The 19,917-nt window shown below is 69.9% G+C and carries 17 protein-coding genes; 6 read left to right on the forward strand and 11 right to left on the reverse strand.

The genetic code is table 11. The features are described 5' to 3' along the window. Nucleotides 1–413: 413 nt before the first annotated feature. The 3 genes from E3O67_RS10735 to E3O67_RS10745 all read right to left on the reverse strand — a co-directional run bounded on the left by E3O67_RS10735 (nt 414) and on the right by E3O67_RS10745 (nt 3,765). Complete coding sequence (locus tag E3O67_RS10735; protein ID WP_134429329.1) at nt 414–1,898, reverse strand: amino acid permease; 1,485 nt, start codon at nt 1,896–1,898, stop codon at nt 414–416. A 140-nt stretch (nt 1,899–2,038) separates the two neighbouring features. Further along, nucleotides 2,039–3,535 (reverse strand): phosphomannomutase/phosphoglucomutase, encoded by a 1,497-nt coding sequence (gene manB, locus E3O67_RS10740; protein ID WP_135102682.1) that lies wholly within the window; start codon nt 3,533–3,535, stop codon nt 2,039–2,041. Next, entirely contained in the window at nt 3,532–3,765 is a 234-nt protein-coding gene (locus E3O67_RS10745; RefSeq protein WP_134429333.1) for a DUF3499 family protein, read from the reverse strand. The genes manB and E3O67_RS10745 overlap by 4 nt, the downstream gene beginning before the upstream one ends. A 44-nt stretch (nt 3,766–3,809) precedes the next feature. On the opposite strand from E3O67_RS10745, the gene E3O67_RS10750 reads away from it, so the two are divergent. Continuing rightward, a complete protein-coding gene (locus E3O67_RS10750; RefSeq protein WP_135102683.1) occupies nt 3,810–4,262 on the forward strand; it encodes a metallopeptidase family protein in 453 nt (150 codons plus the stop codon). A gap of 211 nt (nt 4,263–4,473) precedes the next feature. Then, nucleotides 4,474–5,151 carry a hypothetical protein gene (locus tag E3O67_RS10755; protein ID WP_135102684.1) on the forward strand — a complete coding sequence of 226 codons (678 nt, stop codon included), beginning with the start codon at nt 4,474–4,476 and terminating at the stop codon, nt 5,149–5,151. 619 nt (nt 5,152–5,770) lie between these two features. Here E3O67_RS10755 and E3O67_RS10760 read toward each other — a convergent pair. Continuing rightward, a complete protein-coding gene (locus tag E3O67_RS10760) occupies nt 5,771–7,165 on the reverse strand; it encodes a glycosyltransferase family 87 protein (RefSeq protein ID WP_167726589.1) in 1,395 nt (464 codons plus the stop codon). Nucleotides 7,166–7,277: 112 nt separating this feature from the next. Here E3O67_RS10760 and E3O67_RS10765 point away from each other — a divergent pair, with 112 nt between their 5' ends. Together E3O67_RS10765 and E3O67_RS10770 are read left to right on the forward strand one after the other, a co-directional pair. Then, the gene (locus E3O67_RS10765; protein WP_134429341.1) at nt 7,278–8,585 is read left to right on the forward strand and encodes a molybdopterin-dependent oxidoreductase; all 1,308 of its coding nucleotides are present in this window, start codon (nt 7,278–7,280) and stop codon (nt 8,583–8,585) included. Beyond that, complete coding sequence (locus E3O67_RS10770) at nt 8,582–9,103, forward strand: hypothetical protein (RefSeq protein WP_134429343.1); 522 nt, start codon at nt 8,582–8,584, stop codon at nt 9,101–9,103. The genes E3O67_RS10765 and E3O67_RS10770 overlap by 4 nt, the downstream gene beginning before the upstream one ends. On the opposite strand, the gene E3O67_RS10775 is transcribed toward E3O67_RS10770, so the two are convergent. Genes E3O67_RS10775 through E3O67_RS10785 form a run of 3 tightly spaced genes read right to left on the reverse strand, consistent with a single transcriptional unit; the run spans nt 9,052 to nt 11,065 of the window. Then, nucleotides 9,052–9,747: a bifunctional 2-polyprenyl-6-hydroxyphenol methylase/3-demethylubiquinol 3-O-methyltransferase UbiG gene (locus E3O67_RS10775; RefSeq protein ID WP_134429345.1), complete on the reverse strand. Its 696-nt coding sequence runs from the start codon at nt 9,745–9,747 to the stop codon at nt 9,052–9,054. The genes E3O67_RS10770 and E3O67_RS10775 overlap by 52 nt on opposite strands. After that, nucleotides 9,744–10,400 (reverse strand): DUF2064 domain-containing protein, encoded by a 657-nt coding sequence (locus E3O67_RS10780; protein WP_135102686.1) that lies wholly within the window; start codon nt 10,398–10,400, stop codon nt 9,744–9,746. The genes E3O67_RS10775 and E3O67_RS10780 overlap by 4 nt, the downstream gene beginning before the upstream one ends. Further along, on the reverse strand, nt 10,397–11,065 hold the full coding sequence (locus E3O67_RS10785) for a glycosyltransferase family 2 protein (protein ID WP_134429349.1): 669 nt from the start codon (nt 11,063–11,065) through the stop codon (nt 10,397–10,399). Before E3O67_RS10785 ends, E3O67_RS10780 begins: the two co-directional genes overlap by 4 nt. Before the next feature lie 120 nt (nt 11,066–11,185). On the opposite strand from E3O67_RS10785, the gene E3O67_RS10790 reads away from it, so the two are divergent. Then, on the forward strand, nt 11,186–11,938 hold the full coding sequence (locus E3O67_RS10790; RefSeq protein ID WP_135102687.1) for a response regulator transcription factor: 753 nt from the start codon (nt 11,186–11,188) through the stop codon (nt 11,936–11,938). Further along, a complete protein-coding gene (locus tag E3O67_RS10795) occupies nt 11,935–13,101 on the forward strand; it encodes a sensor histidine kinase KdpD (protein ID WP_134429351.1) in 1,167 nt (388 codons plus the stop codon). The genes E3O67_RS10790 and E3O67_RS10795 overlap by 4 nt, the downstream gene beginning before the upstream one ends. Nucleotides 13,102–13,257: 156 nt before the next feature. Here the strand turns inward: E3O67_RS10795 and E3O67_RS10800 are convergent, their stop codons facing one another. The 4 genes from E3O67_RS10800 to E3O67_RS10815 are packed head-to-tail and all read right to left on the reverse strand — an operon-like array spanning nt 13,258 to nt 19,821. Further along, nucleotides 13,258–14,322 (reverse strand): NAD(P)-dependent oxidoreductase, encoded by a 1,065-nt coding sequence (locus E3O67_RS10800; RefSeq protein WP_134429353.1) that lies wholly within the window; start codon nt 14,320–14,322, stop codon nt 13,258–13,260. Further along, nucleotides 14,319–15,257 (reverse strand): MTAP family purine nucleoside phosphorylase, encoded by a 939-nt coding sequence (locus E3O67_RS10805; protein ID WP_135102688.1) that lies wholly within the window; start codon nt 15,255–15,257, stop codon nt 14,319–14,321. Before E3O67_RS10805 ends, E3O67_RS10800 begins: the two co-directional genes overlap by 4 nt. 21 nt (nt 15,258–15,278) lie before the next feature. Next, nucleotides 15,279–16,736, reverse strand: a complete 1,458-nt coding sequence (locus E3O67_RS10810) for a DUF5719 family protein (RefSeq protein WP_135102689.1) — start codon at nt 16,734–16,736, stop codon at nt 15,279–15,281. Next, complete coding sequence (locus tag E3O67_RS10815; RefSeq protein ID WP_135102690.1) at nt 16,726–19,821, reverse strand: glycosyltransferase; 3,096 nt, start codon at nt 19,819–19,821, stop codon at nt 16,726–16,728. Before E3O67_RS10815 ends, E3O67_RS10810 begins: the two co-directional genes overlap by 11 nt. Nucleotides 19,822–19,917 lie beyond the last annotated feature (96 nt).

A 19,917-nucleotide genomic window follows, 5' to 3' on the forward strand; every position in this document is an offset into this window, starting at 1 on the left:
TTCCGCGGTACCCCCTAGAAAGGAGCCCTACGGCCGAGGTTTTTGGCATTTGACATTGTGCACGCTGTTGAGTTCTCAAGGATCGGACGCACTCGACTTCAGGCCCAAAAACAGGCTGTCGCTTCGAGGCAACTTGTATAACTTAGCTGCCCGGCCACACCCTGTCAAATCACGGAAAAGCAGCCAATTCCAGCCCGCCGAAGCGACCCGAACCACCACCCACCAGACCAAACACGCAGCCGGAGAAAGTTACAATCTTAGGCCTCCCCCACACCCACCTGAAACAGGAACAAGCATGAGACGAAGCTAAAAACTTTGGTTCCACATGAGGCCGGGAAGCTCTGCGGCTTTCCGCACCTGTGGGGTACGTTTGAATACATTACGGTCCCCACCCACAGCCGTCNTCAAAAGACCTACTTCCGGGCAGTCGCGTTCTTGATCGGGTCGAGAGTCTTCAACTCGTCGTCGGACACCGAACCGTCCGTGCCGGGGTGCACGGCATCCCGGTCGCCGCGGTATTTCCACAGGCCGATGCCGACCACGATGCCCGCAAGCAGCAGAGACATCAGGAGTTCCATTCGGGTGCGTTCGAGGATGGCCATGCCCACCAGCAGAGCAACGATCGCGGCGATGGCCACCCAGGTCAGGTAGGGGAAGGCCCACATTTTCAGGCTCAGTCGACTGGCGGCATCCGTGCTCATACGGCGGCGCAGGATCAGCTGCGACACGGCGATGACCAGCCAGACGAGGAGCGCGATCGCACCAGAGGTGTTGACCAAGAGAAGGAAGACCGTATCCGGGGCGATGTAGTTCAGGCCCACCGTGATGAAACCAACCACCGTGGAGGACAAGACGGCGCCGCGCGGCACGCCTCGGACGGAGATCTTGGACCACGCCTTGGGGGCATCGCCGCGTTCGGACAGGGAGAAGAGCATGCGGCTCGCGGTGTAGAGCCCCGAGTTCAGGCAGGAGAGCACGCTGGTTAACACGATGATGTCCATGATCGTGCCGGCCCCGGGGATTCCATAGAGCTCGATCACGGCGACATAGGGGCTCTTGGCCACCGAGGCGCTGTTCCACGGCAGCAGCGTGACGACGACGGCGATAGAACCGATGTAGAAGACGAGGATGCGCCAGACCGTGGACTTGACGGCTTTCTTGACGGCGTCGACCGGGTTCTCGGACTCGCCGGCGGCGATCGTGGCGATTTCGGCGCCGAAGAACGAGAAGACGACCACGAGCACGCCGCCGAGGACGGCTCCGCTGCCGCTGGGGAAGAACCCGCCGTTGCCGGTGAGGTTGCTCAGGCCGGGGGCGGCGACCCCGGGCATGAGCCCGAGAATGGCCACGACGCCGAGGAGCAGGAAGACGGCGATCGCGGCCACCTTGATCGACGCGAACCAGAACTCGAATTCGCCGAACATCTTGACGGAGGCGACATTGGTGCCGGTGAGCAGCACCATCAGGATGAGAGCCCAGACCCACTGGTCGACCTCGGGCACCCAGCGGTGCACGATCGCCGCGCCGGCTGTGGCCTCGATGCCGAGGACGATGATCCAGAACCAGGCGTACAACCAACCGATACTCAGTCCGGCCCAGCGACCGAGTGCTTTATCGGCGTAGGTGGAGAACGAACCGGTTTCCGGATGCGCCGCCGCCATTTCGCCGAGCATCCGCATGACCAGGATGACCAGGAGTCCCGCGGCCGTATAGGCCACCAGGATTCCCGGCCCAGCTTGCTGGATGGCGGCGCCGGACCCGACGAAAAGTCCGGCGCCGATCACGCCGGCGATGGCGATCATGGAGAGGTGGCGCGGTTTCAGAGACTTGGACAGCTGCCGCCCTCCCCCGTCGTCCGCCTTCGCGGCAGTGCGGTCTGTGTCCGTCTGGTGGGCCATGTCACTCCAGTTTCAGTGGGATGCTGCCACCGCGACGGTGCGGCCGGCTGCTATCCATTGGGAATCGTGTGTCAGCGTATGACGCCCGAATGCGGGTGCCGGAACCGACTCGCGGGCGGAAACGTGCTCGTAACGTGCCGTCAGTCGTCGGCAACGAGCGCGAGGACCGCGTCGCGGATGCGCACCATAACCTCAGGGGTCGCGGCCTCCACGGTGAGCCGCACCACCGGTTGAGGTTGCTGCTGTTCCGGTGCTCGTTGCGGCACGGGGTGCGACGGACGCACGTTGAACCACCAGAACGGTTCGTCGACGCTCGTCATGCCGATCGCCGTGAGGCCGTCGACCTCCTCGAAGTCGGCGGAACCCGTGAACGCGTCGACGATGCGCGCGTAGACCCCAGGCAGGTCGTCGACGGCCACGCTGATTTCGCCGGAATGGGCGTAGGGCATGGCATCCGTCGCCAGCGCCGACAGCGGGCGGGACTGGAAACCGACCTCCGCCAGGACGTACATGGCCGCGAGGAGACCGCTCTCGGCGCACCAGAACCGGGGGAAGTAGTAGTCACCGGAGTGTCCGCAGCCGAGGACGGCTCCGGTGGACCGCAGCTCCGCCCGCATCGGGGCACCGCCGACCGGGACGGGGACGGCGGCCGCTCCGTTCGACTCGATCGTCTCCGCGACGAAGCGGGAGACCGTGAGGTCGTGCAGGACGAGTTGGTCCCGGTCGGGGGTTTCGATGCGCGCCTGTGCGATCACCTGCCGGGCGAGTATCGCGCCAATGGCGGACGCAGGCACGACGGACCCGGTTTCGTCGACGACCACGCAGCGGCCGCCATCCGGGTCGAAGCCGAGCCCGAGGTCGGCCGCGTGCTGGATCACGGCATTGCGCAGATCGGTGAGGGTGGTCGGGTCGGCAGGGTCGATCGGGTGCGGCGGGAGATTTGGGTCCTGGTCGAAAAAGAGCGGCACGATGGTGAGAGGTGACCCTCGGCCGGCGTCGCCGGCGGTGTCGGCCGTGTCGCGGGTGGTCCGGCCTTCCGCAGCGGCGCCGGAACCGTCGCCGAGGACGACGGGAACCGTGACCGCGGCGGCTCCGCGGCCGGCGTCGACCACGACGGTGAGCGGGCGGATGCCGCTGAGCCCGACGATCGCGCGCAGGCCCGCCGCGTAGTCGGGCATCAGATCGAGCGTGCGGCGGGTGCCGGGCGTGGCCACGGGTGCCGTGCCCTCGACCAGGTAGCCGACGGCCCGGTCACGGATGCCGCCCAGACCGTGATCCTGACCGATCTCCTGGGCGCCCGCCCGCAGCAGCGTGAGCGAGGAGGTCGTGATCCGGGCGGCCGGGGCGTTCAGGGTTCCCGAGCCGAATCGGATCTCGTCGGTGGAGCACACGCCGAGGTCGACGACGGTGGCCCCCCGGGCATTTGCGCCCTGCGCGAAGGCGGCCGCGAGTTCGATGGCTTCGCCGCGGTCGTATCCGACGAGCACGTCGCGGCTCCGCGCGCCGACCTCGTCGACGAAGGCGGCGGCAAGGGCAGCCACCATCTGACCGGTCAACGGTTGGTCGGCCGTGCCGCGCACCTCGTCCTGGCTGACGACGGCGTCGAGGCGGGCGGCGGCATCCGTCTGGGCGCTCATATCGTGAATCCCGACTCGGTGTCCGGCCCATCTACCGTGCGGAGACGCACCAGCTGCCAACCCTGCGGGGCGGCGGTCAGCCGCGCGTGCCGGGCGCAGAGGTCGAAGGTGTGCGGTTCGCGCTGCACGGCGAGCGGGCCGAGTACGGCCATTGCGTCGGCGTAGTCGAAGGTGAGAGTCGCGGCGGATTCGTCCGGGCAGGCGACACGGGAGCAGGGCCGGAATGACATTGGCTACAGGCTACCCGTTCAACCGGCAGAACTAGGATGGAAGCATGTCCCGAGCTCGCAGTTACGCCTCCTCGACCCCGGCGCCCGTTCAGCGCGGGCGCGGTCGGGACCGGCACGGCCGGGGCATCCGCAGCTCGGCCACCGGACCGTACTTGCCGCCCCTGCAGACGCGCATCGACACCTTCGACATGACCGTGGCCTCCACCGTCGACTACCTCCGCTCGGTCTGGCCGGACCAGTTGAGCGATGTCACGTTCGAGGTAGCCGCCGGACCTGCCTCGGTTCTGCCGGGCATCGGGGTGGAGCGCTGGGGCGTGAACGCCCCGGAGCGTCGCGTGGTGTTCTATCGTCTGCCGATCCAGCGGCTGACCCGGCTGCACAGGAGCGACGACCTGCATCGGCGAATGGTGATCGAGAGCTGCGTGTTCCGCGCGATCGCCGAGCTGCTCGGCAAGGACCCGTGGGACCTGGCACCGGATCGGTTCCGGCACTTCTAGGGACGATTAATTGCTCTGCTTGCCTCCTCCGCTTGCCGGCGGCCGGGTTCTGCTCGGCCGCTTTTTTGTGCCCGGATCCCCGGAATGGCGGGGTTTCCGGCCGGAGTTCACACTGATTTGAACTTATTCCAAACCGTTTGCCGGAGGGGACCGAACCTCATTCAGCACCAAGAACTGCTGAATCCCAACCACAGACCCTAAGGAATTCCTCATGCGCTCATTCACCAAGACCACGCTCAGCCTCGCCACCGCGGGCCTCCTCATCGCCGGGCTCGCCGCCTGCTCGACCACCGCGGATGCAACCGCCCCGGCGGAGAATTCCTCCTCCTCCTCCGAGGAAGCAACCCCCAAGGCCGTCGCCTCGATCCCCGCGCTGTCGGGCGTCGACACGTCCGTTCTCCTCGACGCTGACTTCGCTGCGGCGCTGACCAGCCTCGGCCTCACCCCCGGAACCGTGGGCACCGCCACCCTGACCGACGGCAGCCTGCACTTCCCGATCACCGGCGGAAACGTGGACTACTACGACCCCGAAGAGGACTACCGCCCCTTCGTTCAGGGCTCCATCGAGCACGAGGGCTCCGGCTTCTCGCTGACCGCCGGCGAGACCACGGTCGAACTGACCAACTTCACGATCGACCCGGGCTCCAGCAAGCTGTTCGGTGACGTGAGCGTCAACGGCGAGTCTGCCGCCACCCAGGTCCTGCTCTTCAACCTGTACGGCGGAACCCTGAAGCCGCTGCAGATGGACGGCGACAACGCCATCCTCGAGGGCACCACCGTGCACATCTCGGCTGAGGCCGCCGGCCTGCTCAACGACACGTTCATGACGGATGCCGTCGCTGACCAGCTCCTGGTCGGCATCGCGAAGATCACGGTCGCCACCAAGTAACACCGCTTTCGTCGAGGGCCCGTCGCGCAGATGCGCGGCGGGCCCTTTTTCGTGTTGCTGCCGGTGCTCGAGCTCGGCGCGGCCCGGTGGTCAAGACTGCCGAGGCCCGGTGGTCGAGCTCGTCGCGGCCCGATGGTTCCCGCCCAGCATCCGTTGTCGCCACCCACGCTAACTGAGGAAAATTTCGCAACACGCCGCTCAGACAGGTTGGGGTGCCCGAACTGGAGTGTCCCGAATATCTCCTCATTCACGTTATGTCGGATGCGGGTAGCCGGCCCGTGTGACAAATGCCGGCAACTGGCGCTGCGGCGAGCCCCATTTCCTCCACAATGCGGTTTTGATCAGGTTATCCACAGGCCGCCGGTGGGCTCCCGGCCGGACCATCGAATGTCAGTGGCTGCCCGTAGGGTGTCCCTCATGAAGACCTTCTACAGTGAGCAACGGGAGGAGCAGACGGTGAAAGTGCGGCAGCCGGATCAGGGCGAAGGGGCACCGTTCTGAGTTTCGTCGGGCCCGGATTCGTCGGGCCCGGATTCGGCAGGCCCGGATTCGACAGGCCCAGATTCGGACACGCCCAGATGCCACAGGCCCAGATACGACAGGCTCGGTCTCGGCAGGCTCAACCGCCGGGTTTCGACAGGCGCGCGAGCGGTCGGAACAGGCGCCGCGCCACCTCGGGGCGGGCGCGGTGGATCGACATGACGATGATTACGACGATCGCCGTGGCGATGGCCACCCGGGTGAGCGGAATCGACGGGACCAGAAGGCGCAGAGTGAGGGCCATCGGCACGAGGAGCCATTCCCAGCGGCCGCTGAGGGCGATGAACGGCAGCAACAACAGGGCATACCAGGAGTAGCGCGGGCTCAGAATGAGCAGCGCGCTGCCGATCATGACGAGCTGGCCGAGCCACGGCTGGTCGGGGTCAGTCTTCCAGATGACGAGCACGGCGATGACGATTAGCAGCACGCCCGCGACGATGACCGCCGAGCCGCCCGGGGCGACGAGCGAGAGCAGGGCGAAGCGGGTGCCGTCCTCGTACCCTTCCTCGGAGAGGTAGCCGGGCAGGTAGCCGAGCACCCCGATCCCGGTGGTCAGCACATACGGCACGTACAGCAGCAGGAAAGTGACCACGGCCGCCACGGTGACCTTCCAACCCTGGCGTCGCAGCATGGCCGGGGCCGCGAGCACGGGGATCAGCTTGGTCGCGATCGCCGCGCCGAGCGCGATCCCGCCGCTCCAGTAGCGTCGGCCGGTCACCAGGAACACCGCGCTCAGGGTGAAGACCACGCCGAGCATGTCGACATGGGAGTTCGTGACCGCCTCGGTGGCCACGAGCGGACACCAGGCCCAGAGCGCGGCGAACCGCTGTTCGATGCCGCGGCGGCGCATCCCGACCAGCAGCATCACGGTCGTGCCGACGCTGAGCAGGAGACCCGTCAGCTGCAACGGCCAGTACTCCGCATCCGGGCCTGTGATCGCCCGCACGCCCGCGAAGTAGATCTCGGCCGCCGGGGGATAGATCGTGGGCACGCCGGTGCGGTTCAGGGCCGAGCAGAGGATGTCCCCCGACTCGGATTTCTGCGCCGTCTGGATGCGTTCGCCGACGCACACGGGCTCTCCGGCCTCGGACAGCACCGGGCCGGGGAACAGCCAGTCGGGGCGCAGGGCGTCCAACCGGTCGTCGGCCGGCGTGTAGGCATACGGCGAAATGCCCTCCATGGCCACGATGCCGTCCCAGGCGTAGCGCGCGGAGTCCGTGCTCGTGTTCGGCGGGCCCACCATGGCCGCGGCCCCGGTCCCGACCGAACCGGCCAGGATCAGCACCACCACGGCCCGGCCCCGCACCCCGCGCAGCACGAGCACGGCGAGCGCGAAGAGCAGCCACAGCCCGGCGGTGCAGATGACGAGGGGCACCGTGTCGCGTCCCGGTTTGAACAGGTCGTACGACAGCACGCTGAAGGCCGTCAGGGCCGCACTGGCGGCAAGGAGGAGGGAGACAACGGCGATACGCACTCCCCCATCCTGACGGAATCCGGGCACAAGGGCGCCACCGACCCGGGCGCGCGTCACCGGACCGTAAGGATTGCGCCGTCTCTTCGGGCGTTCCGGATGATGCAATGGACCCATGAGGCGAATGATGTACGAGGCCCGACGCGCGCTGGCCTCCCCCGTGCGCAATCCCCGAATGGCGGTCGTGATCGGCCGGCTGCTCGGCGCCGCGTTCATCGTCTGCTTCGGAACCGGCCTGTACAGCCACTTCCTGCAGGAGCCGCTGCCGTGGATGCGGTTCGCGACCCGGCCGGCGTCGCTCTACCAGTTCACCCAGGGCACGCATATCGTGGCCGGCATTGCCTGCTTCCCGCTGCTGCTGGCCAAGCTCTACATCGTCTTCCCCGAGCTGTTCGCGTCCCCACCGGTGAAATCGTTTCTGCACCTGCTCGAACGCGCGTCGATCGCCCTGTTCGTGGGTGCATCCCTGGTGCAGATCACAATCGGCCTGGTCAACACCTACAAGTGGTACCCGTGGCCTTTCCCGTTCCGCGAGGTGCACTACGCCCTCGGCTGGGTGCTGGTGGGGCTGCTGGTTCTACACATCGGCATCAAGCTGCCGGTCATCACCCGGTTCTGGAGCGGCCGTGCCGCCGCCGAGCACGAGGCAACGGATGCCGCGAGCGAGGCGGACACCCCGGCCGACGTCGAAGCGGTGCGACTCTGGGGCAGCAGCCGGCCGTCCGGGGTGACGGGCCGGATGATCGCCTGGATCGACGCCACGCCCTCGGCCGTGGGCGGAGCGAAGGCCTTGACTGAGGCGAAGCCCGCGACGGACGCGAGGGCGCTGAGCCGCCGGGGCTTCCTCACCACCGTCGGAGTCGCCTGCGCGGCCGTGGTGGGGCTGACCGCCGGGCAGACCTTTGCGCCCCTCGACGCTGTGAACGTGTTCGGTCCGCGCAAGAAGGGCGTCGGCCAGCAGGGCGTTCCGGTCAACCGCACGGCCGAGCAGGCGAAGGTCACCGCGTCGGCCACCGCGGCCGGCTGGGTGCTCACCCTCGCCGCCGGCGGGGTGGAGCGCAACTTCAGCCGGGCCGAACTCGAGGCCCTGCCGCAGACCGAGGTGGAGCTGCCAATCGCCTGCGTCGAGGGCTGGAGCCAGCTGGCGGTCTGGCGCGGGGTTCGCCTGTCGGAACTGGCCGACCTGGTCGGCGCCGACGCCGGCGCATCCTTTCGCCTGACCAGCCTCGAGGAGCGCGGCAGCTTCAGGAAGACCGAGATGGGACCGGAATACGTGCGGGACCCGCTGACCCTGGTGGCGCTCGAGCTGAACGGTGAGACGCTCGACCTGCAGCACGGCTACCCGGCGCGCATGATCGCCCCGGGCCGGCCCGGAGTACTGCAAACCAAATGGCTGAGCCGGATAGAGGCGATCACCGCATGAGCACCCCAGGCACAAGCACCACAGGAACGAGCGCCGCAGGCGCTCTCCCTTCGACCGTCGACCGACGGATGCGCGCGGTGCGCACCAGCCTGATCCTGATCGGCACGGCCGGGCTCCTGTTCGGCCTCTACGTGCTGTTCGACACCGTGCGCCTCACCCGACTGCCCGGGGTGGCGCTCTGGATCGGCGCGGCGATCGTGCTGCACGACGCCGTGCTGGCGCCCCTGGTGTTCTTCTCCGGCATTCTGCTGCGCCGCGCAGGGCGCCGCGTCGCGGGCACGATCGTGCTGGTCGTGCAGGGCGCCATCGTGGTTGGCTCGATCATGACGCTGATCGTGGTGCCCGCGATCGTGGCGAAGTCGCTCTCCTCGAACAATCCGAGCATCCTTCCGCTGGACTACGGGCGGAACCTCGCCCTGTTCTGGGTGGTCGTCGCCCTGGTCGCGACGGTCTGGTCGGTCGTCATCTACGCGCGCAGCAGGCGCGCGAACCAGCGGCCGTCCAGCCGCCAGTCCTGAGTCACGACCAGACCGGCCGCCCCGGCTCGGTCGCGGAGGCCGTCGATGCCGATTTCCGCCCAGGGGAACACCGCGCTTCGGAGCCCGGTTGAATCCTCGATCGTGCCGAGGTAGCTGTCGTCCCTGGCCGCGTCGTGGCTGAGTTCGACCAGCAGCACACCGCTCGGGTCCAGCAGTTCGGCGCAACGCGCCAGCAGAGCGGAGGCGTCGCCGCCGATCCCGATGTTGCCGTCGACGAGCAGCGCGGCAGCCCAGGCTCCCTCCCGCGGCAGCGGGTCGAAGACGCTGCCCTGCAGCACGTCGAGGCCGGCGTCGGCGGCCATGCGCACGGCGGTCGCCGAGACGTCCAGGCCGAGCGCGGTCAGGCCGAGCCCCATCGCGGCCCGCACCATGCGGCCGGGTCCGCAGCCAATGTCGAGAACCGGTCCTGTGATCCCGTCGAGCAGGCGGAGGTCGGTGTCATCGGCGTCGGCGCTCCACCGACCGGCGTCGATGGTGGCGTGCTCGCCGGAAGACGCCCGGCGCAGGTAGAGCACGTTGTCGGCGTTCTTCAGCGCGGCAGCATAGGGTTCCGCCCCGCCGGCGCCGAACGTGGTCGGTTCGGGCGCCCACTCCCCCTCGAGCAGCGCGGGAACCAGCTTCATCGGAGCCCGTCCGTCGTGCTCGGTGCCGTCATGGCGGTCAGGGCCGCGGCGAATCCACCGGTGGGCGCGATCTCCGCCACCCGGTGGGCGTCATCGATGGTGTCCACGTCGGTGAGGGTGGGCAACAGGCTCACGCGCAGGCCGGCATCCGTCAGCCGTTTCAGCTGCAGCGCCCCGGTGTCGTCGCGGGACATCGGCACGCCGCGGATCAGGTCACCTCGAACGCGGGCATCGGCCAGGTCATTCAGAGCCAGCGCCCAGAAGCCGCCGTCGTCGGCGAAGCCGAACCAGGCGTCCACGTCGTCGGTCCAGTCGGTGAAGACGGGTTCGAGCTGGGCGGAGGTGAGCTGCGGGGTGTCCATGCCGACCAGCACCGTGGGACCCTCGCAGGCGTCGAACACTGCGGCGAGCCGCACGTCGAGGGTGCCCTCCACCTGAGGGAGGATCTCGTAACCGGCTGCGGCGAGCGGCGCAATCACGCCGTCGAAGGCCAGGATGCGGCGGGTCGCGGGCAGGGCGGCAAGCGCGGCGAGGGTGTCGTCGAGGCTGGCCGCCGCCAGTTCGGCGGCCTGCTCGAGACTCAGAGGCGGGTGCAGCCGGGTCTTCACGCGTCCCGGCAGACATTCCTTGGCGATCACGACGATGGTCGTCATCGGCGCGTCTCCCGGAGAAGGGCGGACATGTCGTGGACCGCGGTCAGGGTGCCGCGCACGGTGCCGGTCACCTTACTGCGGCCGACCCGGGGCGAATACGAGGTATCGACCTCCAGGATGCGCCAGTTCGCCTCCGCCGCCTTCAGGAACATCTCCAGCGGATACCCGCTGCGGCGGTCCTGCAGGTCGAGGTTCAGCACGGATTCGCGGCGCGCGGCGCGCATGGGCCCGAGGTCATGGATGTTCACCCCTGTTATTCGGCGCAGACGCCAGGACAGACTGGAATTGGCGATGCGCGCGTGCAGCGGCCAGGAGGCGGCGGTCGCGGGTAGGCGGCGGCCCAATACGAGATCGGCCGTTCCGGCCCGCACGGGGTCCACCAGGCGCGGCAGCTCGGCCGGGTCCATCGAGGAGTCGGCGTCGCAGAAGGCGACGATCGGCGCGGTGGCGGCCAGGAGTCCCGCGTGCGCGGCGGCACCGAAGCCTCGGCGGGCCTCGTGCACGACCAGGGCGCCGGCCGCGGCGGCGATCTCGGCCGATCCGTCGGTCGAGCCGTTGTCGACGACGACGGCCCGATACCCCTCCGGCAGGCGCGACAGCACCCAGGGCAGGGCGCCGGCTTCGTTCAGGCACGGCAGCACGAGGTCCACTTGGATCACAGTCATGAATCGACCCTAGGGGGGCAGGCTCCCCCGAAACACCAGAAGAGATTACGGACTGAGGAAGAAACGGGGTCGCTGGCTCCAACCCGGCACACCCGGTGCCCGCCGCCCTATCCTGAACTCGTGCCCTCTTCCCTGCCCCCGAGCGATTCACGCCCGCTACCGCCCCACGAGCGCCGCATCCTGGTTGTCGACGACGATCCGACGGTGTCCGAGATCGTCTGCCGGTACCTGCGGGCGGCCGGGTTCGTGGTCGACGAGGCGGCGGACGGCCTGGCCGGGCTGGCGACGGCCGAGCAGCTGCGTCCGGACCTGGTCGTGCTCGACCGAATGCTGCCACTTCTGGACGGCATCGAGGTGTGCCGCCGCATCCGTGGCGACTGGGAGATCCCGGTGATCATGCTGACCGCCCTGAACCAGGAAGAGGACCGCATCGACGGTCTCGAGGCCGGCGCCGACGATTACCTGACCAAACCGTTCTCCCCCCGCGAACTCGTGCTGCGGGTTCAGTCGGTGCTGCGGCGCAGCAGTGCGACCGTCGTTCCGGCCGGGCTGATCTCGGCCGGCGAGTTCGACTTGGACGCGCAGGCGCACGAGGTGCGGCTGCGCGGCGAGCCGCTGGTACTCACTACGCGGGAATTCGACCTGCTGTCCTACCTGATCGGGCGGCCGCACACCGTGCTCAGCCGGGAAGACCTGCTCCGCTCGGTCTGGGGCTGGGAGTTCGGCGACCTGTCCACCGTCACCGTGCACGTGCGCCGGCTGCGGGAGAAGATCGAGGCCGACCCGGCGCAGCCTCGGCTGCTGAACACGGTCTGGGGTGTCGGCTACCGGTTCGACCCGGTTCCGCTGACTCTGACCGGGCGGCCGTCATGACACCGGATGTGCTTCCCGCCGCCTCCCTGTTCGCTCTGGCCTGCGCGGTGGTCGTCGGCGGCGCCGGCCTGCTCACCCTGCGACTGCTCTCCCGCACCTCCCTGGTGCTGCAACTGATGGTGATCGCCCTCGCCACCGTGGTGTCGGTCGTCGGCGGGATGGCGGCGGTCGCCTCGCAGATGTACGTGTCCCGGCACGACCTCACGGTCTTCTACTCCGTGGCCGGAGTCGCCGGACTGGTGTCGCTGGCGATGGCTGCGGTGCTTGGTCGGCAACTCGCCCGGGACAGCCGCTCCCTGCGCTCGGCCGCGGCCAGCATCGGGCGTGGGGAACGGGTCGCGTCGACCGACCGGCAGAGCAACAACGAGTTCACGGCGCTGGCCGGGGAGCTGGCCGCGACCGGGGAACGGCTCGCCGAATCCCGCGCCCGCGAGAACCAGATCGAGGAGTCACGGCGCGAGCTGATCGCCTGGATCTCGCACGACCTGCGCACGCCGCTGGCGGGCATCCGTGCCATGGCCGAAGCCCTGGAAGACGGGATGGCCGAGGACCCGGACCGGTATTACACGCAGATGCGCGGGCAGGTGGACCGGCTCACGGGCATGGTCGACGACCTGTTCGAGCTGTCGAAGATCCACTCCGGCACCCTGCGCCTGACGCTGCAGCCGGTCTCGCTCTACGACCTGATCAGCGACACGGTCGCCGGGCTCTGGCCGATCGCGCAGGCCAAGTCGCTCGACCTGCGCTTCGCCGGGGAGACCAGGCTGACGATCCTCGCGGACCCGCGCGAGCTCTCCCGGGTGGTCGGCAACCTCGTCATGAACGCCATCCAGCAGTCGCCGGCCGGCAGCGCGATCGTGGTCTCGGTCACGGCCAGCGCCGGTTCGGGCGCCGGTGCCGCAGACCACGCCGTGATCTCGGTGACGGATGCCGCGGGCGGCATCCCGGAGCGGGACCTCGGCCGGGTCTTCGAGGCCGGCTGGCGGGCGAGCGGTCCGCGCACCCCGGCGGCCGAACCGCTGGGCACCGGCGGCGCGGGCCTCGGGCTGGCCATCGTGCAGGGGATCGTCCAGGCGCATCACGGCGAGGTGCGCGTGTTCAATGTTCCGGGCGGATGCCGGTTCGAGGTGCTGTTGCCGCAGCATCCAGCCGCTGCGACCTGACCCGCGCCGAAGGCACCGAACGCACCGATCGCATTCGACGGAGATTTTGCCCGAATCGACACCAAAAGCGCCGGAAATGCCGCTTCTCAGCAAAATCTCCGTCGAATCGGTTCACGCCGGGCTACCGGGTGACGGCGGGGCGCCCGGGCTACCGGGCTACCGGGTGACGGCGGCGCGCAGGGGCGCTGTCGCGAAGGAGCGCATGCCCTCCTCGAAGGAGACGGCGGGCGCCCAGTCGAGTTCGCGGCGGAGCCGTTCGGAGGACGCTGTGATGTGCCGCACGTCGCCGAGCCGGAATTGCCCCGTGACGATGGGGGCCGGGCCGTCGGTGGCCCGGCTGAGGGCGGCGGCCATCTCACCGATCGTATGCACCACACCGCTGCCCACGTTGAACGGGCGGAAGGTGGACGGCTCGGCACCGGCGGTCCAGTCCAGGGCGGCGAGGTTGGCGGAAGCGACGTCGGCGACATGCACGAAGTCGCGGCGCTGGCCGCCGTCCTCGTAGACCCGCGGGGCCTCGCCGCGTTCCAGGGCCGAGCGGAACAACGACGCGACGCCCGCGTAGGGCGTGTTCTGCGGCATCCCCGGCCCGTAGACGTTGTGGTACCGAAGGGCCACGGCCCGGCCGCCGGTGGACCGGGCCCACGCCGACGCGAGGTATTCCTGCCCCAACTTGGTGCTCGCGTAGACGTTGCGCGGGTCGAGCGGGTCGTCTTCGGTGACCAGGAGCGGCTCGAGGGGCTCGCCGGTGGCCTCGTCGACGGGGTCGAACACGCCCCGCTGCAGATCGGTCTCGCGGCGCGGTCCCGGACGGGTGAAGCCCTCCGGTCCGCAGTAGCTGCCCTCCCCGTAGACCACCATCGACGAGGCCAGCACGAGCCGGTCGATCCCAGCCGAGGTCATCGCGGCGAGCAGCACGGCAGTGCCGACCTCGTTGCTGTGCACGTAGTCGGGGGCGTCGGCGAAGTCCACACCGAGGCCGACCTTCGCGGCCTGGTGGCAGACGACATCCGTGTCGCGGAGGGCGAGGGTGACGACGGATGCGTCAGTCACGTCGCCGACGATGATGTCGACCCCGTCGGGCAGCACCGGAAGCCCGCCGTGCACGTCGTTGCGGAGGGAGTCGAGCACACGCACCTGCCAGCCGCGGGCGAGCGCGCCGGCGACGATCGCGCCGCCGATGAAACCGGCACCGCCCGTAACGAGCAGGCGCCGCGTCACTTGTCGGCTCCGGCCGACGCGGCGTCGGTGTCGGCAGGGGAACCGTCGGCAGACTCAGGGCGGCGATCGAGCACGGCACTGACCTGCTCGGGAGCGATCAGCATGCGGGGGGCGAACTGCTCGGGCAGGGCGCGCAGGATGCCGTCGATCGCGGCCAGGATGCGCGGCTGGGCGGCCCGGAGGCGCGTGAAGACCAGGTCGGCGGAGACGGCGTCCGGGTCGGCCGCATCGTCGAGGGCGGGGGCCAGGCCCGCGTCGGCGTCGGTGACGAAGGAGAGGTTGACCGTGCCGATGTTGAGTTCGGCGGCCAGCACGACCTCCGGGTACTGCGTCATATTGACGGTGTGCGCGCCCGCGGCGCGGAACCAGAGCGATTCCGCCCGGGTGGAGAACCGTGGGCCCTGGATCACGACGCAGGTGCCGGTCGGCGCGAAGTCCTCCTCCAACGACGCGAGCGCGTCGACGGCGAGCCGGCGCAGCTCGGGATCGAACGGGTCCGCGGCGGCCAGGTGCGCGACGGTGCCCTGGTCGAAGAAGGTGTCGGCGCGCCCCGAGGTACGGTCGATGAACTGGTCGGTGACGACCAGCATCCCGGGCGGATAGTCGGGGCTGACTCCGCCGACCGCCGAGGAGGAGATGATGGCCTTCACGCCCAGCCACGCCAGAGCCCAGATGTTGGCCCGGTAGTTGATCAGGTGCGGCGCCACCGAGTGGTCGCCGCCGTGCCGGGGCAGGAATGCGACCCGCCGGCCGGCCCGCACACCGATGGTGATGGACGCGGAGGTAGGGCCGTAGGGCGTGATGATGTCGACGGATGTCACGGTGCCGACGTCGAACAGCCGGTACAACCCGGACCCGCCGATCACGGCGACGGCGACGTCTTCGGGCGTGCGCTGGTCGGCGGCGGGCCGGGCAGCGTTGGTGGTCTCGGTCACGGGGGCTCCAGAGGTTCGCGGTTAGCGGGGGTAGACCCGGATCGGGGCCGCCAGCGGACCGGCCTGGTTCAGCGTGAACGCGGCGAGCAGTCCGTCGCCCGCATAGGACACCGAGGCAACGGTCGAGGTTCCGCCGGAGACAAGGTAGCGCTGCGACTGTTCCAGCGGCACCGTCGCCGAGCCGCCGGCCGGCACCGTCACGGTGCTGGGCGCGCCGTTCTCGGGGCTGATCGTGTAGCCGGCGTCGGCGCTGCCCGTGTTGACCAGGTTCAGCTGGGGGGACGGCCCGGCGGCGGCGGCCACCAGGAACTCGTCGGCGAGGGCGTCGGAGGACGCGAACCAAGCGAAGTCGCGACCGGCCGAACCTGCCGCCGAACTCTGCGCCGCGGCGACGATCGGCTCACTGGCGATCAATTTCAGGGAGTAGGTGCCGGGTACGAGCCCGGTCAGGGGCACCTCGGTGGCCACCCCCGGCTGCACGTCGACCTGCACCGAGGTCCCGGCCGCCTGGCCGGTCGCACCGGTCACGCCGACCTGCACCGTGGCGGCCACGGCGCCGGGCACGAGCACCCGCACCGAGGTCACGTCGTCGCTGAGTCCTCCGACCTCGTCGGGGGCATCCGATCCGGCCGCGTTGGAGACAACCACGCCGGCGATGGCCTGCTCTTCGGTGGGGCCGCTCGAGGGTCCGACCAGGTCGACGCCACCGGGTTCGAGCCCGCGCACGATGCTCTGCTGCAGCGTGGCCGCCACCTGGCCACCCGTGGACAGCACGTGCACGACGGGCGAGCGGAGGTTGGGGGCCAGTCCGGCGAGAGACACGACCCGCTGGGTGCCCGGCTGCACGAGGATGCCGGTGGAGCCGGGAGCGTCCACCGGCCCGGTCTCGCCGAACACGGCCAGGTCGACGGTGGCCACGACGGTGGTCGGATTGCTGAGCAGCACCAGGCTGGTTCGACCGATGTCGGTGGAGCCGCCGACCAGCCAGTTGTCGCCGGCAGCCTCTCCGCAGCCCGCGACGGCCAGGCCGCCGAGCGTTTCGCTGCCGGCGATCTGGGACTGGCTGCCGCTGACCAGCGGTGCCGCCTCCGAGCCGGGCGGGGTCGGCACGCGCAGCAGCAGCGGAGCCCCGAACGACTCGGCGTTCGCATTGTCCGGGGCCTCCATACCGGTGGCCTCCGGGTCGATCCACCCCGACTCGCCCGCCGCCGGGTGGGCGCCGAAGACTGCTGCGGCACTGTCGATGGAACTGGTGGCCTGGGCCTGACTGGAATCCTCGGCCAGCGCAAGGAGCGGCCCCGGGCAGACTCGTTGCTGCTCGCTCGGTGTCGGGGACACGATCACGGATGACGGCTTCTTCTCGACCGTGGGCCAGCTGACGAGGGTGGCGGCGCCGACGGATGCGACGACGACGCCGAGACCGACGAGTCCGGCCACCGCCCGCGCCCCGAGCAGGGCGATTCCGCGTTTACTGGACATGGTGGTGTTCCTCCGAGCGGGCGCCGCTTTCGGCGTCAGGAGCGATGTCGGTTGACGTTTCCCGTTCGGCTCCGGCGGTCGTGCCGGGTTCCGTCGTGCCGGGTTCCGTCGTGCCGGGAACAGCGGACGCAACGGCGCGTTCCGCGGACGGCCGGAAGCCGGGCGCCGGCTTCTTGCGGGCCGCCGCCTTGGCGAGGCGCTTGTTTTCCCTGGTGCGGGCCTTCGCCGTGTTGCGGATGGCCTCGCGACTGGCCTGGCGCACCGCCTCCGGCCCCGCGCCGGTCGGGATCGAGAGCAGCACGGTGGCGCCGATCACGAGCGCGGTGATCAGGAAGAACACCAGGCCGAGGGTGCCGCCGGCGTTGGCCGGAACGGCGCCGTTCGCCGTGGTGGCGACCGAGGCATCCGTCACCTCGGACTGCCAAAGCCGGCCGAAGACCGTGTCGCCCACCGGGGACAGGGCGGCGTTGCCGTCGAGGGCGGTTGTGGTGCGACCGGCGGTCTCCGCTGCCGCTGGGCTGACCGCGTCCGTGACCCCCGGGGCGGCCGGCGTGACGACGGCCGGGCGCAGCAGCACGAACCGGATGCCGAAGTCGGCCAGACCGGCCGCGGCGTCGAGCCCGCTTCGAGAGACGAGGTTTCCGGCCAGGGTGGCCAGTTCCTCCTCCCGCGGGCTGAGGGCCCTGTCGGTGCTGCTGAGGGTGGACTGGGTGTTCAGGGTGGCACCGGGGCCGCGCACGATCGTCGCGAGGATGCCGCCGTCGGGTTGCGGCACGATCTGCAGAGTGCCGACCCGGGCATCCGTCTGCGCCTCGGCGGTCACGAACGCAGGTTGGGTGCGGTCGATGCCCTCGGCCACGACGCTGGTGCCGAGGGGCAGGGCTGCGACCAGCGGTGACACGACGATCACGAGCAGGACGATCGCGGTGACCGCCGGGGCCATGGCGAAGCGCTGCATGCCGCGCAGGGCGAAGACGACCGCGCCGACCAGTCCGAGCCAGTAGAGGCTCAGCCCCGTGCCGGCCCAGATGCCGGCCGACTGGCCCCCGACTGAAATGAGGTAGAGCTGGCTGGCGGCGAGGGCCGTGCCCACGCCGAGCAGTGCGGTCAACAGCGCGAAGCTCGCGCCCCGGGCCCCGTGCAGGAAAAGGGCCAGGAGGGCGAGCACGGCCAGCGGGATCAGGAGCACCGGCACGAGCACCGACGCGTCGACGCCGGGCAGCCCGAGCGACTCGAGCAGCGGGGTCCAGCCGCCGAGTTGGCCGGCAGGGAAGCCGAGCAGCAGCTGCCCCACCGAGACGTCGGGGCCGGGCAGCGGCACGCCCGGGTCGGCCAGCAGGGCCAGCCAGTTGCCGCGCAATCCCTGGTCCCAGATCAGCGGCGCCGCGAGGGCGAGGGCCGGCAGCGGTATTCCGATGAACCGCATCACGCTGCGGCCGCTGACCAGCATGGCAATCAGCCAGACCACCAGCAACGCGGGCGCAAGCGACGGCGCCGCGGCGACGATGGCGGCGAACAGCAGGGCCGCCGAGGCAGAGGCCGACCAGGAGCGGGCGGCCATGAACCCGGCGAAAAACAGCCACGGCAGCAGCAGGTGCACGAGGATCGCGGCCGGGCGCCCGGCGGCGAGGGCACTCAGGAAGGTGGGCGCGAGCATCCAGAGCACGGCGGCGACGGCGCGAAGTGACGCGCGCTCGGTGAGGCGGGTCGCCGCCAGCCAGGCGCCGAGGGCAGCGAGCGGCAGAGCGAGGAAGAAGAGCAGGACAAGGGAGAAGGACGGCGACCAGAAGGTGAGCGAGCCCAGTACCGCCAGCACCGACGCGAACGGGTCGGCTCCGCCGACAAAGCCCAGGCCGATGTCGCGCCAGCCGTAGCCGATGCTCCCCCAGAGGTCGGCAGGAGTGTCCGACAGCGGCAGCAGCCCGCCTCCGGTGAGGGTGCGGGCTCCGATCAGCGGCGCCAGAACGATCAGCCCCGCAACCAGTGCGGCGAGCACGGTCCACGCGCCACCGCCGGACATGAAGCGGATTTCGGGGACCTCGCCGTTCACGCCGGTGAGGCTGGCCTCCCGGCGGAGCGCCTGACGGCGGCGCACCTCGACGGTGGGCACGCGCAACGAGGCGATCGACGACCAGCCCAACGTGCGGGTGGCGGCGAAGCGGCGGCGGGCCGCTCTCACCCGCAGCCCGCTGAACGCGGCGGCGAACGCGGCGGAGTACTCGCCCAGGATCGCGCCGGGTTCCTTCTGCAGCAGTTGGACGAACGAGCGCAGGAACGCGAGGGGAACCAGTCCCAGCCAGTGCACGGGGATCATCCAGCGCGGGGAGTAGACGAGGCGGCGATGCAGTTGGGCGGCACGCATGGCGCGGAGACGCTTCCGACGTGCGCGGCCGCGGGAGGAGCCGCTGGTGCCGGCGACGCCGTCGCCGGCCGAGGCGACCTGGGCCGCGGCGACGCCGGAGACGCGGTAGCCGGCCATCCGCACACGCACACAGAAGTCGAGGGAGTCGTCCGCGGACGGCAGGGCCGGGTCGAAGCCGCCCAACTGCTGCCAGACGAGGTGGCGCACCAGCATGCCGCCGGCGCTCACGCCGAGCACGTCGCTCATGCCGTCGTGCTGGCCCTGGTCGAGTTCGCTCTCCACCAAGGTGACGGTCGCGCCGCCGGGAGTCAGGGACTGCCCGAATTCGTGGATGTAGTCGCCGGCATCCCAGTCCATGACCTTCGGGCCGGCCACGGCGACGGATGGCGCAATCTCCAGTTCGCCGAGCAGGGCCGCGAGGGCGCCGGGTTCCGGCGCGCTGTCCTGAGCGAGGAGCCACAGCATTTCCCGGTCGTTCTCCACGGGTGCGATCACCCGCACGGCCGCGGCGATGGCCTCTCCGAAGCTGATCCCGGCATCCGCTGAGATGAAGTGCGTCGGCGCGTGGGCAGCCAGAAGCGCCGCCGTGGTGTCGGTCGATCCGCAGTCGACCGTGATCACGACGTCGGGTTGACGCGTCTGGCGGCTCAGCGCCTCGAGCGTGCGTTCGAGGTGTTTAGCGCCGTTACGGGCAACAAGGATGGCGGTGACTCTGGCATGCATATGGAGAACAGCCTAGGTTGGATCGGGCCCGATGAGGAGCAATCTGAGGGGCGAGCCTGAAAAACACGGCCTCGCCTCCGGTTCGCTGCTGCCGGC

The organism is Cryobacterium sp. TMT3-29-2 (assembly GCF_004564305.1).
Classification (GTDB): domain Bacteria; phylum Actinomycetota; class Actinomycetes; order Actinomycetales; family Microbacteriaceae; genus Cryobacterium; species Cryobacterium sinapicolor.

Excerpts from the sequence above, each read along its gene's own strand:
- E3O67_RS10810 (WP_135102689.1), bottom strand. The coding sequence starts at position 16,736 with ATGTCCAGTAAACGCGGAATCGCCCTGCTCGGGGCGCGGGCGGTGGCC.
- E3O67_RS10770 (WP_134429343.1), top strand. The coding sequence starts at position 8,582 with ATGAGCACCCCAGGCACAAGCACCACAGGAACGAGCGCCGCAGGCGCT.
- E3O67_RS10750 (WP_135102683.1), top strand. The coding sequence starts at position 3,810 with ATGTCCCGAGCTCGCAGTTACGCCTCCTCGACCCCGGCGCCCGTTCAG.
- E3O67_RS10745 (WP_134429333.1), bottom strand. The coding sequence starts at position 3,765 with ATGTCATTCCGGCCCTGCTCCCGTGTCGCCTGCCCGGACGAATCCGCC.
- E3O67_RS10795 (WP_134429351.1), top strand. The coding sequence starts at position 11,935 with ATGACACCGGATGTGCTTCCCGCCGCCTCCCTGTTCGCTCTGGCCTGC.
- E3O67_RS10765 (WP_134429341.1), top strand. The coding sequence starts at position 7,278 with ATGAGGCGAATGATGTACGAGGCCCGACGCGCGCTGGCCTCCCCCGTG.
- E3O67_RS10815 (WP_135102690.1), bottom strand. The coding sequence starts at position 19,821 with ATGCATGCCAGAGTCACCGCCATCCTTGTTGCCCGTAACGGCGCTAAA.
- E3O67_RS10775 (WP_134429345.1), bottom strand. The coding sequence starts at position 9,747 with ATGAAGCTGGTTCCCGCGCTGCTCGAGGGGGAGTGGGCGCCCGAACCG.
- E3O67_RS10735 (WP_134429329.1), bottom strand. The coding sequence starts at position 1,898 with ATGGCCCACCAGACGGACACAGACCGCACTGCCGCGAAGGCGGACGAC.
- E3O67_RS10785 (WP_134429349.1), bottom strand. The coding sequence starts at position 11,065 with ATGACTGTGATCCAAGTGGACCTCGTGCTGCCGTGCCTGAACGAAGCC.
- E3O67_RS10780 (WP_135102686.1), bottom strand. The coding sequence starts at position 10,400 with ATGACGACCATCGTCGTGATCGCCAAGGAATGTCTGCCGGGACGCGTG.
- E3O67_RS10755 (WP_135102684.1), top strand. The coding sequence starts at position 4,474 with ATGCGCTCATTCACCAAGACCACGCTCAGCCTCGCCACCGCGGGCCTC.
- manB (WP_135102682.1), bottom strand. The coding sequence starts at position 3,535 with ATGAGCGCCCAGACGGATGCCGCCGCCCGCCTCGACGCCGTCGTCAGC.